The sequence below is a fragment of the Xanthomarina maritima genome (assembly GCF_008084905.1).
In the GTDB taxonomy this organism is placed as follows: Bacteria; Bacteroidota; Bacteroidia; order Flavobacteriales; family Flavobacteriaceae; genus Xanthomarina; species Xanthomarina maritima.
This window is the reverse complement of record NZ_VSFC01000029.1, coordinates 24034-42051: the sequence shown is the minus strand read 5'-3', so window position 1 is coordinate 42051 and position 18018 is coordinate 24034. Positions and strand designations below refer to the sequence as shown.

10 protein-coding genes are annotated in these 18018 nt (G+C 35.4%); 6 read left to right on the top strand and 4 right to left on the bottom strand.

Translation table 11 applies throughout. The features are described 5' to 3' along the window. Positions 1-442: 442 nt before the first annotated feature. From FVF61_RS05715 to FVF61_RS05700, 4 genes are all read right to left on the bottom strand, one after another. Positions 443-787 carry a GIY-YIG nuclease family protein gene (locus tag FVF61_RS05715; RefSeq protein WP_317131659.1) on the bottom strand — a complete coding sequence of 115 codons (345 nt, stop codon included), beginning with the start codon at positions 785-787 and terminating at the stop codon, positions 443-445. 96 nt (positions 788-883) lie between these two features. Beyond that, positions 884-2173: a nucleotide sugar dehydrogenase gene (locus tag FVF61_RS05710; RefSeq protein WP_148454266.1), complete on the bottom strand. Its 1290-nt coding sequence runs from the start codon at positions 2171-2173 to the stop codon at positions 884-886. 140 nt (positions 2174-2313) lie between these two features. Further along, complete coding sequence (locus FVF61_RS05705; RefSeq protein ID WP_148454264.1) at positions 2314-4788, bottom strand: exopolysaccharide transport family protein; 2475 nt, start codon at positions 4786-4788, stop codon at positions 2314-2316. 3 nt (positions 4789-4791) lie between these two features. Then, positions 4792-5586, bottom strand: a complete 795-nt coding sequence (locus FVF61_RS05700; RefSeq protein WP_199757275.1) for a polysaccharide biosynthesis/export family protein — start codon at positions 5584-5586, stop codon at positions 4792-4794. Positions 5587-5694: 108 nt separating this feature from the next. On the opposite strand from FVF61_RS05700, the gene FVF61_RS05695 reads away from it, so the two are divergent. From FVF61_RS05695 to FVF61_RS05670, 6 genes are all read left to right on the top strand, one after another. Next, positions 5695-7557 carry an ABC-F family ATP-binding cassette domain-containing protein gene (locus tag FVF61_RS05695; RefSeq protein ID WP_148454263.1) on the top strand — a complete coding sequence of 621 codons (1863 nt, stop codon included), beginning with the start codon at positions 5695-5697 and terminating at the stop codon, positions 7555-7557. A gap of 166 nt (positions 7558-7723) precedes the next feature. Next, positions 7724-8491 carry an O-methyltransferase gene (locus tag FVF61_RS05690; RefSeq protein WP_148454261.1) on the top strand — a complete coding sequence of 256 codons (768 nt, stop codon included), beginning with the start codon at positions 7724-7726 and terminating at the stop codon, positions 8489-8491. Between the two features lie 268 nt (positions 8492-8759). Beyond that, positions 8760-9332, top strand: a complete 573-nt coding sequence (locus tag FVF61_RS05685) for a cob(I)yrinic acid a,c-diamide adenosyltransferase (RefSeq protein ID WP_148454259.1) — start codon at positions 8760-8762, stop codon at positions 9330-9332. A 160-nt stretch (positions 9333-9492) separates the two neighbouring features. Then, entirely contained in the window at positions 9493-9714 is a 222-nt protein-coding gene (locus FVF61_RS05680) for a DUF2795 domain-containing protein (RefSeq protein ID WP_007648604.1), read from the top strand. A 158-nt stretch (positions 9715-9872) separates the two neighbouring features. Continuing rightward, positions 9873-13229, top strand: a complete 3357-nt coding sequence (gene secA, locus FVF61_RS05675) for a preprotein translocase subunit SecA (RefSeq protein WP_148454257.1) — start codon at positions 9873-9875, stop codon at positions 13227-13229. A gap of 207 nt (positions 13230-13436) precedes the next feature. Continuing rightward, positions 13437-18011 carry a malectin domain-containing carbohydrate-binding protein gene (locus tag FVF61_RS05670; RefSeq protein WP_158635183.1) on the top strand — a complete coding sequence of 1525 codons (4575 nt, stop codon included), beginning with the start codon at positions 13437-13439 and terminating at the stop codon, positions 18009-18011. Positions 18012-18018: the final 7 nt, after the last annotated feature.

Here is an 18018-nt window from a genome sequence, read left to right as displayed (position 1 = left end):
GTCATCATTTCATGGGTTGAACCCAGCTCCTCCTGTTACTAGAAAATTTAGTTTCGATAATTCTTGATTGTGATATGGGTTTTGGTACATGATTATATACTTATATATTATTTATTATTGTCATTGCGAGCACTTTTTTTTAACGTCATTGCGAGGAGAGACGAAGGAACGACGTGGTAATCTGTATATTATATAGTCCGTTACTTCGAGTCAGCCAATACTGCGAGTACTAATAAGAGTATCCTTAAGAAAAACCCTCTAAGCCTTCATGAGATTACTCACGCGTTATTATTTTTATAACAAAGTGTTCTTGAATGTTCTACATTTGCCACGTCCGCTAGCTTCGCTACGTACCCTCAAGAAAGCAGTGCTTCCTTTCGTGTAACCTCGCAATGACGATAAGTGAAGGTACGTAATGACGCGTTTATGTTTTATTTTTTACTCACTCTTCCTCATCACCATAATCGAATCCTCCAAACGCCCTCTTTACCTCTTCATACAAGTCAAGCCATTCCGGATTGTTGCTATTTATTAAGGCTACTTTTTTTGATCTACTCCCAGCTTTTAATTGCTTTTCTCTTCCAATAGCATCTCCTATCATTTGAAAAGCTTCATAATATACTAGCTTTTCTAAATTGTACTTTGCAGTAAACGCTTTAAGCATATGTTTTTCTTTATGTTGTCTCACACGTAACACAATATTAGAAGTAACACCCACATATAAAGTGGTGTTATTCTTATTCGTGAGTATGTAAACAAACCCTGGTTTCATAACGCTTGTTGTCATAGCGAGCATAGCGTGGTATTCTCTTTAAAGGTGTTCGAGGTTTTATTAAACAGATTGCCGCGTCGTTCCTATGTCACTCCTCGCAATGACAGTAAATTACAACCTCCCGTCCACCGTATGCTTCGGTAATAAAGACTTGACATCGAAAATAACTCCAATGGGAGATTTTAACTTCTGTAAATTTATTTTAAGAAACTCTTTATGGCTCACAGCCAAAACAACGGCATCATAATTAGAACTTATTTCGGTTTTATTACAAAGCAAATCAAAACCATATTCTTCCTTCACCTCTTCAGAAGACGCCCAGGGATCAAACACATCTACCTCCACATCATAGCTTTCAAATTCCTTAATGATATCTATGACTCTAGAGTTACGAATGTCCGGACAGTTTTCTTTAAAGGTGATGCCTAAGACCAATACCTTAGCGCCTTTGATAGTCGCTCCTTTTTTAATCATCATTTTTACCGTTTCTGTAGCCACATAAGATCCCATACTATCATTCATCTTTCTTCCTGCCAAAATAATCTCTGGATTGTAACCAGATTCTATGGCTTTTTGTGCTAAATAATAAGGGTCAACACCTATACAATGTCCTCCAACTAAGCCAGGTGTAAAATTGATGAAATTCCATTTGGTTCCAGCAGCTTCCAATACGGCTTTGGTATCGATGTCTAACAATCTGAAGATTTTAGAAAGCTCGTTAACAAAAGCAATATTGATATCACGCTGTGAATTTTCAATAACTTTGGCTGCTTCTGCTACTTTAATAGAAGGGGCTTTATGAGTTCCTGCAGTAATTATTGATTTATATAATTCGTCGACAACCGTTGCTATTTCAGGGGTAGATCCAGAAGTAACTTTTAAAATTTTAGTAACCGTATGTTTTTTATCTCCCGGATTGATACGTTCAGGGGAATAGCCTGCAAAGAAATCTGTATTAAAAGTGAGCCCAGAAACTGATTCCAGAATAGGCACACAAATATCTTCGGTCACTCCAGGATAGACTGTAGATTCGTAGATAACAATATCTCCTTTTTTTAACACAGAGCCAATACACTCACTGGCTTTGATTAAAGGAGTGAAAATGGGTTTATTTAAGTCGTCGGTAGGTGTTGGAACCGTAATGATATAGATGTTAGAATCTTTTAAAGCTTCCAGTTGATTGGTAACATACAGCCCATTTTTAGAACTGTTTTCAGTAACAAGCACCTTTTTTAAATGGGCATCTTCTACTTCTAAGGTACGGTCTTTTCCTGAATGGAGTTCCGTGATACGTTTGGTATTGATATCAAAACCAACCACTGGGTATTTTTTGGCAAATTCAACTGCTAAGGGCAATCCTACATAGCCTAAACCAACAATGGTAATTTTATTTGAATTCATTCTTACTTAAATATAATTAATTAATAGCTTCTTGTATTATTGGCAATGATTTTAAGAGTTTAGGAAATTCGGATCCATATTCTCGAAATATCAAACACGCTCATCACACAACTCACAACTGACAACACACAACTGAAAACCTATATCCGCTTTAAAAACGCTTTCACTTTCTTAAATATGCCTTTATTATCAGACTCATGATAGGCATTTCCATAAACGCCATAGCCATAACCATAACCATAGCCATAGCCATAGCCATAATTATGATTGGTTTTATGCTTATAAAAATTAAGTACAATATGAATGTTCTTAATCTCTCCTGCTTTAAACTTGGCATTAATTAATTGCAACATGCCTTTTTTAGTAAAATCTAATCGTACCATAAAAATAGATGTATCGGCATACTTTACTAATTCTAAAGCATCGGTTACCAATCCCAATGGTGGGGTGTCTAAAATAATGATGTCGTATTCTAATCGCAGCTTATCAATAAGCGATTTTAGCTTGTCCCCCATTAATAATTCGGATGGATTTGGAGGGATAGGCCCTGCAGGAACCACATCTAAATTTTCAATATGGGTCTGATTATTAACTTCTTCAAAAGACTTCTCTCCAATAAAATAATTGACAATGCCGTTATCATTTTTTAAGCCAAAATCGTCAAAGATTTTTGGCTTCCGTAAATCTAGCCCTAATAGAATGGTTTTCTTCCCGCTTAAAGCATAAACTGTAGCAATGTTAATAGAGCAAAAGGTTTTCCCTTCTCCTGAAACTGAAGAAGTAATCATGATGGTTCTACCCCCTTCTTTGGGTTGTTTGTTTAAAATAAATTGTAAACTAGAACGAATGGAACGAAAAGATTCTGCTACTGCTGACTTCGGTTTTTCAAATACCACCAAATTGTTATGATACCGGTATTTACCAATCAAACCAATGATAGGGATGCTTGATAAGCGTTCAATTTCATCGGAGCCATGAATGGTATTGTCTAATAAAAAGATTACAAAGATTAAAAACATGGGAGTAAAAAAACCTATCATCAATGCCATCATGTAATTTAAGGACTTGTTAGGACCTATCAGGCCTCCTCCTATATCTTTGGCCTCATCAATAATAGAAATATCTGAAATATTGGCTGCTTTCACAATGGCTGCCTCACTCCTTTTATCCATATAGACATTATAGGCTTCCTGACTGATATCCAGTTTTCGCTGGATTTTTAAATACTCCTGCTGATCTTCAGGCAAGCCACTTAATTTGCTTTCTAATAGGGCTATATTTCTATTTAACGTATTTAACTGAATGTTAATGGTACTTTTAGTCGCCTGAATGGTTTCTAAAAGCACATTTTTTTCAGCATCGATGCGTCTGTCAATATCTTTAAAAATATCTGACCCTTCACGGGTTGTATATTCCAAACTTTGACGCTCAATGGCCAAGCCTGTTATTTTACCCACGCTAGTCAAAATGTTTCCTTCACTTATCCCTACTGAAGTAGGGGCTGCAATTTTGGTATAATCCGTCTTCGTTCTTAAATATGTTTCTAAAGAATTTAAATAATTTAGTTTGGCCTCTTCGGTTTCTTTTTGAAGCTCAAATTCTTTTAATTTGGATGACACATCAGACATCTCTGCTCCTACATCAAATACTTTGTTTTTTTTTCGGAAATCATTCATTTCTTGAGCCACGTCTTTTAAGCTGACATTTACTGCTGCCAAACTGCTATCGATGAATTTAATGGTATTAGAGGCATATTGATTTTTACGTTCCAACTCTGTACGACTTAAAATAACAGCTGTAGTATTTAAAAAATCTACTATTTTTTGTTTATTGTTTCCTGTAAGCGCTAACACAAGTACAGACGCTGAATTTCTATTAAAAGGTGCTACTGCAATACCTTTTTGGTAGGTATAAACAACACTGTCAAAATTTTTAAATAAAATATAAAACTCTGAATTGGGATTAACAAGTCTTTCAGACCTTAGTTCTATGGTCCCATTAAAAAAAGGTAAGTTTATTTGTTCACCTATTTGAAAGGTGTTTTTAACAGATCCCAAAGGCAACATAACTGGAAGTTTTTCTTTGGTATCATAGCGCTGTCCTGTTCCCTTTTCACTTTCAAATTGTGTAAATAGCTCAAAACTAGTTTCTGTAAGAAAACGAATCCCTATGAATTGACCAAGCACCTGTGGTTTAGTAAAATCAAGTTTGACTTCAAAGGGTGCTTGTTTGTAGATATCCACTTTTTGATATTTACCTTCAACCAAATATTCCATGTAGTACTGCAAAGAATCCACTACCTTTTCATTATGCGTCCTAGTTTGAAGTGTCGTGATGGTCTTTCCCATTTTGCCAGAAACCCCACCCCAGTTAAAAGAAATACTGGTATTGGCTGTAAAAAACGGATTCTGGTCGTTCTCTACAGAGATTAATGAATTTAATTTATAAATGTTTGGTTTTCTAACATTAATTAAATAGGCAATGATTAAAGCTGAACCAATACATAACAATACCAGTTTCCATAAATTCAAGGCTTTAAACAAAAAGCCTCTGAAATCGAAACTCACATGTTTTGATTCACTAGAATCTATATCAAAATTTTCCTGCGTGGACATGGTCTATATTCTATCAATTAATAAAAGCGTGGTAGTCACTAAAGACAAGGCGGTAATAATGGTTGCAATTGTTTGCATCCCTGTTTCACCAGTTCCCCAGGATTTCTGCTTTAAAGGTTTTACGTAAATAATATCATTGGGCTGGATGTAGTAATATGGGGATTGCATAACCTTAGCATCCAGCAAATTGACATGGTGAATTTGCTGCCCTTGAGGGTATTGCCTAATAATAAGCACATCTTTTCTATTTCCAGTCATTGAAATATCACCAGCATTGGCCAGAGCCTCAAACACATTGACTCTTGCTTGGTATAGGGTTTGCGTTCCAGTACTTCCAACTTCTCCATTAACCGTATAACGGATCCCTGTTAGCTTTACGGAGACAAAAATATTAGCGGTTTCTTTAAACTCTTCTTCTAATAATTTTTTTTCCAGGAGTTGCTCAATCTCTTCTGTGGTATAGCCTAAAACATTGATTTCCCCTAAAACGGGAATACGAATATTCCCATGTAAATCGACTGTAAAGCCATCGAAATACGCGCGCTCTTCCCCATCGGCTCCAAAATTTTCTTCTCCAACCGGGTTAAAGATCTGTACATTTTCCTGATCTAATGCCTTGACACGAATATTTAGAATATCGTTAATCTGGATGCGATAGGGCTTTTGGCTTTCTGTAATCACTTGCGTGGTATCCATAGCCGTTTCCATGTTTTGCAAATAGACCAGTTCCTTGTTTGGAATGCAGGACATAAAACCTATACTTATTAGTAGATATATAAAAACGAAGGGCTTCTTCATGAGGACAGTTATAGTTTAAACACAAATATACCTTTTCAATAGGAATATCAAAACTAATGTAGTTAATTTTGGTTTTTAGTCGTTTATTTGTAAAAAAATACAGTCCTCTTGAACTTTCTAACCGTTGAAAATATATCCAAGTCTTATGGAGAATTAACTCTTTTTAAAGACCTGTCATTTAGTATCCATAAAGATCAAAAAATAGCCTTTGTGGCTAAAAATGGCACTGGAAAAACTTCTATTTTAAACATGCTTTCTGGGAAAGACAGCCCAGATTCCGGGAACATTATATACAGAAAAGACATTCAGGTTGCTTTTTTATCTCAAGACCCACAATTGAATAATACCTTGAGTGTAGAAGACGCCATTTTCGATACCAAGAACCCCATTTTGGATGTTATAAAAGCCTATGAAAAAGCCTTAGAACGCCCTGAGGATACAGAAGCGTACCAGAAAGCTTTTGAGCAAATGGATAGTCACCAAGCTTGGGATTTTGAAACCCAATACAAACAAATTCTGTTTCAGTTAAAACTAGACAACTTAAGTCAGAAAGTTAGCACACTTTCCGGAGGACAAAAAAAAAGACTGGCTTTAGCCATAGCACTACTTCAAAAACCAGACCTCTTAGTTTTAGACGAACCTACCAACCATTTAGACTTAGAAATGATTGAATGGCTGGAAGACTTTTTTGCTAAAGAGCAAATGACCTTGTTTATGGTGACACACGATAGGTATTTTCTGGAACGTGTGTGCAATGAAATTATTGAACTGGACCAAGGTCAATTATATAGTTATAAAGGCAACTATTCTTATTACCTAGAAAAAAGAGAAGCCAGAATAGAAAATGAAGCCATAGAACTTGGAAAAACCAAACAACTCTTTAAAAAAGAACTGGACTGGATGCGCAAGCAACCTAAAGCCAGAACCACCAAATCGAAATCAAGAATTGACGATTTTCACGACATCAAGCACAAAGCGCAACAACGAAGAAACGACCATGAGATTCAGTTAGAACTTAATATGGAACGCTTAGGGAGTAAAATCTTGGAACTCCATAAAGTATCTAAAGCTTATAAAGACAAAACCATATTAGACAACTTTGAGTACACCTTTAAAAAAGGCGAACGCTTAGGTATAATTGGGAAAAATGGGACTGGAAAATCGACCTTTTTAAATCTATTAACACATACCCAACCACCAGATTCTGGAAAAGTGATTCTAGGGGAGACGGTTAAGTTTGGGTATTATACACAAACAGGGATTCAGGTAAAAGAAGATCAAAAAGTAATTGATGTTATTAAGGAGTTTGGCGATTATATTCCATTAAAAAAAGGCAGACAAATAAGTGCGCAACAATTACTAGAACGCTTTTTATTTGATAGGAAAAAACAATACGATTTTGTTGAAAAACTAAGTGGTGGCGAACGCAAACGCCTCTATTTATGCACCGTTTTAATACAAAATCCTAACTTTTTAATTCTGGATGAGCCTACCAACGATTTAGATATTGTGACTCTAAATGTCTTGGAAAGTTTTTTACTAGACTTTCCTGGCTGCCTGATTGTGGTGTCTCACGACCGATATTTTATGGATAAGGTGGTAGATCATTTATTTGTATTTCGCGGTCAAGGAGTTATAGAAGATTTTCCAGGAAATTACAGCGATTTTAGAACCTATGAAAACAGTCTGCCACAAGAAGCTTCGAATAGCGATTCTAAAAAAGATAAAAAGGAATGGAAAAAAGATAGTAATAACAAGCTATCTTATAATGAACAAAAAGAATATAAGAATATTGAAAGTAAGTTAAGCGCTTTAGAATTCGACAAAAAAGCCTTGGAAGAAAAATTTCATGACGAAAACCTTAGTCCTGAACAAATACAAGACTTATCTAATAAACTCCAAAGCATTTTGGATGAGATAGACGACAAAGAAATGCGTTGGTTTGAATTGAGTGCGAAGCTGGAGGAGTGACATAGTTTGCAGGAGTTAGTGGTAGTATGAAAAAAAGATGTCATTGCGAGCGAAGCGTGGCAATCTCTTGATGCTTTCGCAAACAAGTAACAGATTGCCACGTCATTCCTATCGTCACTCCTCGCAATGACATCAAATTTTATACTATGAAGTTACTAGTTTAAATATGATTTACCAACAAAAACAATACATACAATTCCTATTAAAGTCCACCAACCAACATGGTGTTCACTCGCCTTTTGTGTATGATTTGGTGACTAATTGCTTTTACGATAGAACAAAACATTTAGATTACACCCATTTAAAAACCTACAGAAACAGCTTGCTTAAAAACCATCAAACCCTTCAAATAACAGACTTAGGTTCAGGTTCTAAAGTTGCTTCCACCAATTTAAGAACCATTAAATCTATCGCAAAACATTCTGGGACTACCTTAAAAAGAGCAAAACTATTATATAGACTTGCAAGCTATTTTCAATTTCAACAGGTTCTTGAATTAGGAACATCCTTAGGTATTGCAACTCATGCCTTACAGTTAGGAAATCCGACTGCAACAATCACTTCCATTGAAGGTTGCCCAAATATTTCAAATACAGCCAAGTTACATTTAGAAAATACCCAGAATTTAAATCTACTTGTAGGAGATTTTGATCTGCATATTGATACACTTGAACAGGAGTCATTCGATTTGGTTTTCTTTGATGGCAATCACAACAAAGAAGCAACCTTAACCTATTTTGATAAGTTGTTGCCTAAAACTCATAACAACACCCTTTTTATTTTTGATGATATTTACTGGTCTAAAGGCATGACAGAGGCCTGGGAAACAATCAAGAAACATCCTAAAGTTTCTGTAACTATTGATACATTTTTTTGGGGCTTTGTGTTTTTTAGGAAAGAACAGGTAAAGGAGGATTTTGTGATTAGATTGTAATACCTCGATCAACAAACTACACAATGTCATTGCGAGCGAAGCGTGGCAATCTGTTTAATACGGCTTCCCATTCATGAGATTGCTTCGTCCGCTGTCCTCGCAATGACGGCAAGTTGGTGTTTGGTGTTTGGTGTTTGTTAATTTACTTTAAATAATGAACCAAGAGCCAATTACCAAGAATCTTTTATGAAACATCTATTACTACCAAACTTGACACTTTTAACTTATAACCTTTTGCCTTTTCACTTTTTACTTTTAACTTTATCACATGAAAATCTACACCAAAACGGGAGACAAAGGAACCACAGCCTTATTTGGAGGTACTCGAGTTCCTAAGCACCATATTCGCATTGAAAGTTATGGCACTGTCGATGAATTGAATGCACATATAGGTCTTGTAAAAGATCAAAACATAGACCCACATTATAAAAATGTGTTAATACATATTCAAGATCGACTTTTTACGGTTGGAGCCATTTTGGCTACCGATCCAGACAAAGCCCTTTTAAAAAGTGGAAAAGAACGCTTAAACATCCCTAAAATATCAAATGAAAATATTGAGCGTCTGGAACAAGAAATGGACCTTATGAATGATAGCCTCCCTCCTATGACAAACTTTATTCTTCCTGGTGGGCACCAAACGGTGTCATTCTGTCACATAGCACGTTGTGTTTGCCGTAGAGCCGAACGTTTAGCAGCTGCTTTAAACGACTTAGAACCCATAGACCCAAATACCCTGATGTATTTAAACCGTCTATCTGACTACCTTTTTGTCTTGGCACGAAAGTTGTCTTCAGACTTAGAAGCAGACGAGATTAAATGGATTCCCGAAAAACATTAATGCGTTTGTTAAATTTAAATCACTGAAAAGAAATAGGTTTTTTAAACCTTTAAAAACAGTGAGAAAATACGTTCTTTTTATTGATGAACAATTAATTGCTTTTTTTCTTGTATATATAAACTAAAAATTTATTTTTGCAGAAAATTAAAAACAATTAAAAATGTATTGGACATTAGAATTAGCATCTTATTTAAGTGATGCACCTTGGCCAGCAACTAAAGATGAATTAATTGATTATTCAATTAGAACTGGAGCACCATTGGAAGTAGTTGAAAATCTTCAGTCTATTGAGGACGAGGGAGACCAATATGAATCAATCCAAGAAATTTGGCCTGATTATCCAACAGACGAAGATTACCTCTGGAATGAGGATGAATACTAATAAGTAAAAAACATAAAAAGTCTCGTTTAGAGGCTTTTTTTATGCCTAAATTTTCGGGAAACTTAATAACAAACCGTAACTTTGTGAGTTGCAAAACTTAAAAGATACACTAGATATATTTATCAGCATGCAGCTGATACCACTTAAACTAATAACACATGACTTTTTTAGATTCTGTACTAAAAATATTTGTTGGCGATAAATCCAAACAAGACGTTAAGGCTATCATGCCTATAGTAGATAAAATTAAAACGTTTGAAGCTGCCTTAGAAGCACTTTCTCACGATGAATTAAGAGCTAAAACAGATATCTTCAAAGCTCAGATTGAAGCAGCAAGAAAACCTCATAACGAACAAATTGATGCCCTACTTATAAAAGCTGAAGCTACGGAAGACATCGATCAGCGTGAAGAAATTTATCAGGAAATAGACAGCATAAAAGACAGCATTTACGAAGTGACAGAAGGGGTTTTAAATGATATTCTACCTGAAGCTTTTGCTGTGGTTAAAGAAACTGCTAAACGATTTGTAAACAACTCCGAAATAACAGTTACTGCGAGTACTTACGACAGAGAACTTTCTGGCGAAAAAGATTATATCACTTTAGATAACGATCAAGCCATTTGGTCTAACTCTTGGGATGCTGCTGGGAAAGCCATTACTTGGGATATGGTACATTACGATGTACAACTTATTGGTGGTATAGCCATGCATCAAGGTAAAATAGCAGAAATGCAAACTGGGGAAGGAAAAACTTTAGTAGCAACCTTGCCGGTATATCTAAATGCTTTAGCAGGCAAAGGTGTTCACCTAGTAACCGTAAACGACTACCTTGCCAAACGTGATAGCGCTTGGATGGCCCCTATTTTTCAATTCCATGGATTGAGTATCGATTGTATCGATTACCATCAACCAAATTCTGCTGCTCGTAAAAAAGCCTATTTAGCAGACATTACCTATGGAACCAATAACGAATTTGGTTTTGATTATTTACGTGATAATATGGCACATTCGCCAGACGATTTGGTACAGCGTCCACACCATTATGCCATAGTCGATGAGGTCGATTCTGTATTGGTGGATGATGCACGTACGCCATTAATTATCTCTGGACCCATCCCACAAGGAGACAGACATGAGTTTAACGAATTAAAACCAAAGGTTGAAGATATTGTTGCTGTACAACGTAAATATTTAACTGGCGTGTTAGCCGAAGCTAAAAAATTAATTACCGAAGGCGACACGAAAGAAGGTGGTTTTCAATTGCTTCGTGTTTATAGAGGAATGCCTAAAAACAAGGCACTTATTAAGTTTTTAAGTGAAGAAGGTATCAAACAACTACTTCAGAAAACCGAGAATCAATACATGGCAGATAACAACAGAGAGATGCCTAAGGTAGATGCCGAGTTGTACTATGTGATTGAAGAGAAAAACAATCAGATAGAACTTTCAGATAAAGGAATTGATTATTTATCTGGGAAAGACCATCCAGATTTCTTTGTGATGCCAGAAATTGGTGTGGAAATTGCTAAAATTGAAGCACAAAATTTATCTTCTGAAGAAGAAGCCAACTTAAAAGAAGATTTATTCAGAGATTTTGGCGTGAAGTCTGAACGTATTCATACTTTAAATCAATTGCTGAAAGCCTACGCCTTATTCGAAAAAGACATTCAGTATGTGGTGATGGAAAACAAGGTTATGATTGTGGATGAGCAAACAGGTCGTATTATGGATGGGCGTCGTTATAGCGATGGACTACACCAAGCCATTGAAGCCAAAGAAAATGTAAAAATTGAAGATGCCACCCAAACCTTTGCAACCGTAACCCTTCAAAATTACTTTAGAATGTACCGTAAACTGTCTGGTATGACAGGTACTGCTGTAACGGAGGCTGGAGAGTTCTGGGAAATCTACAAATTAGATGTGGTTGAAATTCCAACCAACAGACCTATTGCACGTGATGATAGAGACGATTTGGTTTATAAAACTAAACGTGAAAAATACAATGCGGTTATTGATGAAGTAACAAATTTATCGCAAGCAGGAAGACCTGTTTTAATTGGTACAACTTCTGTTGAGATTTCTGAGTTACTTGGTAAAATGCTTAGTATTAGAAAAATATCTCACAATGTATTAAATGCGAAACAACACAAAAAAGAAGCAGAGATAGTTGCAGAGGCTGGAAATTCTGGACAGGTTACCATTGCTACCAATATGGCTGGTCGTGGAACAGATATTAAATTAAGTGACGCGGTAAAAGCTGCTGGAGGACTTGCTATTGTTGGGACAGAACGTCACGATTCCAGACGTGTAGACAGACAGTTACGTGGTCGTGCTGGACGTCAAGGAGATCCAGGAAGCTCTCAATTCTATGTGTCTCTTGAAGACAATTTAATGCGTTTATTTGGTAGCGAACGAATTGCCAAAATGATGGACAGAATGGGCTTGAAAGAAGGGGAAGTGATTCAGCATTCCATGATTTCAAAATCTATTGAACGTGCACAGAAAAAGGTTGAAGAAAATAACTTTGGGATTCGTAAAAGATTGTTAGAGTATGATGATGTGATGAATTCGCAACGAGAAGTGGTATACAAACGTCGTCACCATGCCTTATTTGGTGAACGTTTACGTGTGGATTTAGCGAATATGATTTACGATACCTCTGAAGGGATATCAGAAACAAACAAAGCAGCAAACGATTATAAGAATTTTGAATTTGAATTAATTCGTTATTTCTCTATGAGTTCTCCTATTACAGCTGATGAGTTTGGTAAATTATCTGTTCAAGATATTGCATCAAAAGTATATAAAGAAGCTTTTAAACATTATAGAGATAAAATGACTAGAAATGCTGAAATAGCTTTTCCAGTTATAAAAAATGTTTATGAAAATCAGCGTGATAAATTTAAACGTATTGTTGTTCCCTTTACAGATGGTGTTAAAACCATTCAGGTAGTAACAGATCTTGAAAAAGCTTATGAAACTGAAGGAAAACAGTTAATTACTGATTTTGAAAAGAATATTGCATTAGCCATTATAGATGATGCATGGAAAACTCATTTACGTAAAATGGATGAGTTAAAACAATCGGTTCAGTTGGCTGTTCACGAACAAAAAGACCCGTTGTTAATCTATAAGTTTGAAGCTTTCGAGTTGTTTAAAAACATGATTGACCATGTGAATAAAGACGTGATATCCTTTTTATTTAAAGGAGAACTTCCTACCCAAGAAACAGGTGCTATTCAAGAAGCCAGACAAACTAGAAAAAAGGAAAAATTAAAAACACAAAAAGACGAAATTCCGAATCTTGACGAGCGTTCTGCTCAAAATAGAGCTGCTGGAAATACGCAACGTCATCAAGAGGTTGTTGAAACCATTGTTCGAGACAAACCGAAAATTGGTAGAAACGATAAGGTTACCATCAAACATGTCATGAGTGGTGAAAATAAAACCCTTAAATACAAACAAGCAGAGCCTCTAATTTCTAAAGGAGATTGGGTGTTGATTGAAGATTAAATCTTGTTTAAAAATATAAAAAAAGTCAAGCTTTGCTTGGCTTTTTTTTATGCATTCACCTCCATAACCGATATATTTTCATTTTAACGAAAAGTCATTTTAAAAGTCATTCTTTTTAGAAAAAATTATTAATTTCACCATAGATTCTTCCTCCTAAATTGAATGTTAATTTTTCGATTAATAGCAAAACACCGAAAATTTAAAATTATGCCTTTATCGTCTATAATAAAAATTAAAAATGCATGGGTCTATTTTGCACTTTTTTGTTTATTAACCCTACCTATTACACTACATTCTCAAACTATTAGTTTTGGTTCTTCAGGTTTAATAAATGAAACTGTAGCAAATCCTACCTCATTAGAATTTGGTCCCGACGGACGCTTATATGTTTCTCAACAAAATGGTGTTATCTGGGCATACACCATAGAGCGTGATCTTTCACCAATGGGTGATGGTGTTTACACAGTAATCGCATCCGAACAAATAACAGCCATAAGACAAGGTATCCCAAATCATTTTGACGATGGCTCTCTAAATATGAGTCAACAACGTCTAATTACAGGAATTATGACAGCAGGCACGGCTGAATTCCCTATTCTTTATGTAACCTCTTCAGATTATTTGATTGGTGGTGGAGGCTCTGGAAGTGACTCTAATTTAGATACAAATTCTAGTATGCTTTCTAAACTTACTTGGAATGGAAGCAGTTGGGATAAACTAGATTTAATTCGTGGATTACCTAGATGTGAAGAAAATCATGCCATTAATGGTTTAGATATGTTTGAAAGAGATGGTATAACTTACCTTCTAGTAGCACAAGGAGGACAAACAAATAAAGGTGCTCCTAGTAATAACTTTGCAGGAACACCTGAATATTTTCTTTCAGCATCCATACTAATTGTAAATTTAACACAATTAGAAAGCATGCCTGTCCATACAGATTTAAGATCTGGTACAACATTTGTATATGATTTACCAACATTGAATGACCCTTCAAGAGCAGATATTGACAATACACATCCAGAATTCCCTTATGAGGCATCACACCCTTTGTATCATGCCACTATTGATATAGGAGACCCTTTTGGAGGGAATAATAGTTTAAACCAAGCTTTTCCAGAAACAGGTGGACCAATTCAAATATTTTCTCCAGGATATAGAAATGCTTATGATGTTGTAGTTACAGAAGGAGGGAAAATTTATAGCTCAGATAATGGCCCTAATGGGCTTTGGGGTGGTTTCCCTAAGATTTATGACAAAGCTACAGATCTCTTCTTAGGAGATGAAAGTACCATAACTTACGATCCTGCAAACCATTACATAACAAATGAATTTAATGAAAATGGAAGTAACTTACATGGAGACCCATTACACTATATAGGCCTTACTACTGATACAAACGGAACCTATTATGGAGGACATCCAAATCCCATCTTAGCCTTTCCTTCAAAAGCACAAGTAAAAGTTTATGAAGATACAGGTTCTACTTGGTCTCTTATAGAATCTCATGATCTAGAAGACCTTTTAATTGGAGTTTCAGGTTATTTTCATGCCTCTTTTTCTATGGATGATTTCCCAGAGCAACCAAGGCTAGGTGAATACTTATTAGATGAACCAATTGCAAGTACAAAAAATAATATTTTAGCTGTTGTAAACTCTTCTACAAATGGAATAACAGAATATACAGCTTCTAATTTTAATGGTGTCATGCAAGGCAATATTTTAACCGCTTCATTTAGTGGAGATATAAATAGATATATTCTAAATACTTCTGGCGATGCTGTTGTATCCAGCGAAACAACTTTTAATGGCTTTGGAAGTATTCCATTAGATGTCACTGCTCAAGGAGATTTAGATATATTTCCTGGAACCGTTTGGGCTGCTACCTATGGGTCTAATAATATAACCATTTTTGAGCCTACTGATATCAATTGTTTACTTCCTGGAGACATTGGATATGATGCCAATGCTGATAATGATGGGGATGGGTATAGCAATCAAGATGAAATTGATAATGGCACTAATATTTGTTCGCAAAGCAGCAAGCCAACCGATAATGATCAAGATAATATTTCCGATTTAAATGATACAGATGATGATAATGATGGTATTTTAGATGTTTTTGACGCCTTTGCATTAGATTCTGATAATGGGACAACTACCAACCTACCAATTGATTATCCGTTTTGGAATAATAATCCAGGTACTGGTATGTTTGGTTTAGGGTTTACGGGATTAATGATTGATCCAAATGGATCTACAGATTATTTAACTCAATTTGACATAGATAATATGTCTTTTGGCGGTGCTGCCGGAAAAGCAACCGTCGATGAAGTCTCTGGTGGTGATGCATTAGGGAATTTAAATACTCAGGATTACGGATTTCAATTTGGCGTTCAAGTTGATAGCAATTCTAATCCCTTTACCATACATTCGAAAATAGAATCTCCTTATTTTGGATCTAGTGGTGCTCAGCAAACACCAGTAGATTTCCAGTCTTATGGCATTAGCTTTGGAAATGGAGATCAGGATAATTATTTAAAAATAGTAATCATGAATGGGATTAGTAATCAAGATGCTATTTATGGCTTACAAGTGTTACTCGAACAAGATGGTGTTGTTATTAGTGATACTAAATATGATATACCAAATATTTTAAACTCGAGTTCGTTAGACCTATATGCATCCATAGATCCAGCAACCAATACAGCACAGCCATTTTATTCTATAGATGATGGGATGACATTAAACTTATTAGGGGCTCCTATTATTTTACCTCTTAGTTTTTTAGATGATTCTGATAATAAAGGGCTAGCTATTTCACTTATTTCTACTGGAAGAACAGCTAGTGGAACTGATACATTTTCAGCAACCTGGGATTTTATAGAAGTAACTGAAAATCAAGATGGCATCCTAAATACACAAAGTACACATTTAGATTTTGGATTAACTCCAGTACAAAATAATATTCGTAGAAAATATATTAGATTATCTAATGAAGGTGGCCCTACAGATAGTTCAATAGAAGTAACTGCAGCTAATTTTACAGGAATTAATGCCTCTCTTTTCTCGACCGAAGCTATTTTTCCAATAAGCATAGGACCAGGAGATAGCTATGATTTAGCTATAGATTTTGATTCTGACAACCAGATAGGAATTAAAGAAGCTAATTTAGAAATCATTCATTCAGGAAATAATTCACCCTTAAACCTAATAAGTTTAACTGGACAGCTAACGGATATTTATAAACCTATAGTAAGAATTAATGCAGGTGGACCAACAATCACGGCCTCTGATGGTGGTCCAGACTGGGAAGACAACACAACGGCTAGCGGCTCTTTCTACAGTGTGTCTGCAGGTTCGCCTTATGTTATTGTAGGACTTTCAGCCTTGGAAGACGAGTCTATTCCAGACTACCTAACACCATTAGAATATTATGAAGTAATGCGTAGTCAAAACGGTAATAGTAATAATTTTGAATATCCAATGATATATACCATCCCTGTACCAAATGGCGATTATATTGTTAATATGTATTTTGCTAACCTATATAATGGAACTAGATTACCTGGTCAACGCATTTTTAGTGTTAATATTGAAAACGAAAGACGCATTGAAAAACTAGATGCTTCAGCAGAATTTGGACATCGCATTGCTGGAATGATTCAAAATAATGTCACCGTTACAGATGGAAATTTAGAAATAGAATTTTTTCAATTTATACAAAACCCAATGGTAAATGCCATTGAAATATTAGGTCTTCAATATCCAGAATTAATAATTGAACCCATTGCAAATAGAACAGATTGTGAATTTGAAATATCTGATTTTTCTGCAGTAGGCTCTGGTGGTAACCCAAATGACAATTTAGTTTATGCCATAAGTGGGCAACCTCTTGGCATAGATATTGAACCAACCAATGGATTAATTTTTGGTAGTATTGATGAAACTGCTATTTCTGGTGGGCCAAATAATGATGGTGTTTACCAAGTAACCGTTACCTTATCAAAACCAGGGAGTTTAGATGTTGAAACAAGCTTTCAATGGACCGTTTTAAACGATAATGAAGCTCCAATTTTAACCTGCCCTATAGATATCATCGAACATGTTTCTGTTGGAACAACCGAAACCATTGTATCTATTTTAAATCCTACAGCAACAGATAATTGCGCAACTACTTTAACTTATAATGCTGTTCGATCTGACGCTTTAGAACTAAATGACCCCTATCCTTTAGGAGATACAACCATTACATGGACTGTTACTGATGTTTCTGAAAACACCTCTTTATCTTGCATGCAAACAGTAAGTGTTATCATACCAGAATTCACAATAGATTTGCAAGTTAGTTTGCAAGGACGTTCAGATTATAGTGGAGCTTACTCCGTGATTTTATACGATGTAAATGATTTACTTACGCCTGCATATAGCTTAACCGAAACCAGTAATAATGCTGGTCAAATAACTTTAAGTACGACAGTTAGTCAAAGTCAGTATAAAATTCTAGTCAAACATCCTATGTATTTACAACGCGTTTTAACAGTTAATTTAACTTCAAATGCTTCTGAAACTATCACAGAGCTTTTAGCTGGAGATGTTAATAACGACAATACAATTAATATATTCGATTTTGGTATCTTATCGGGTACTTTTGGACTAAATTCTGGTGATATAGGATTTGATCCTTCAGCAGACTTTGACCATAATCAAAACATAAATATTTTTGATTTTGGTCTATTATCTGGGAATTTTAGTTTAAATGGAGAAACACAAAACGATTAAATAATAA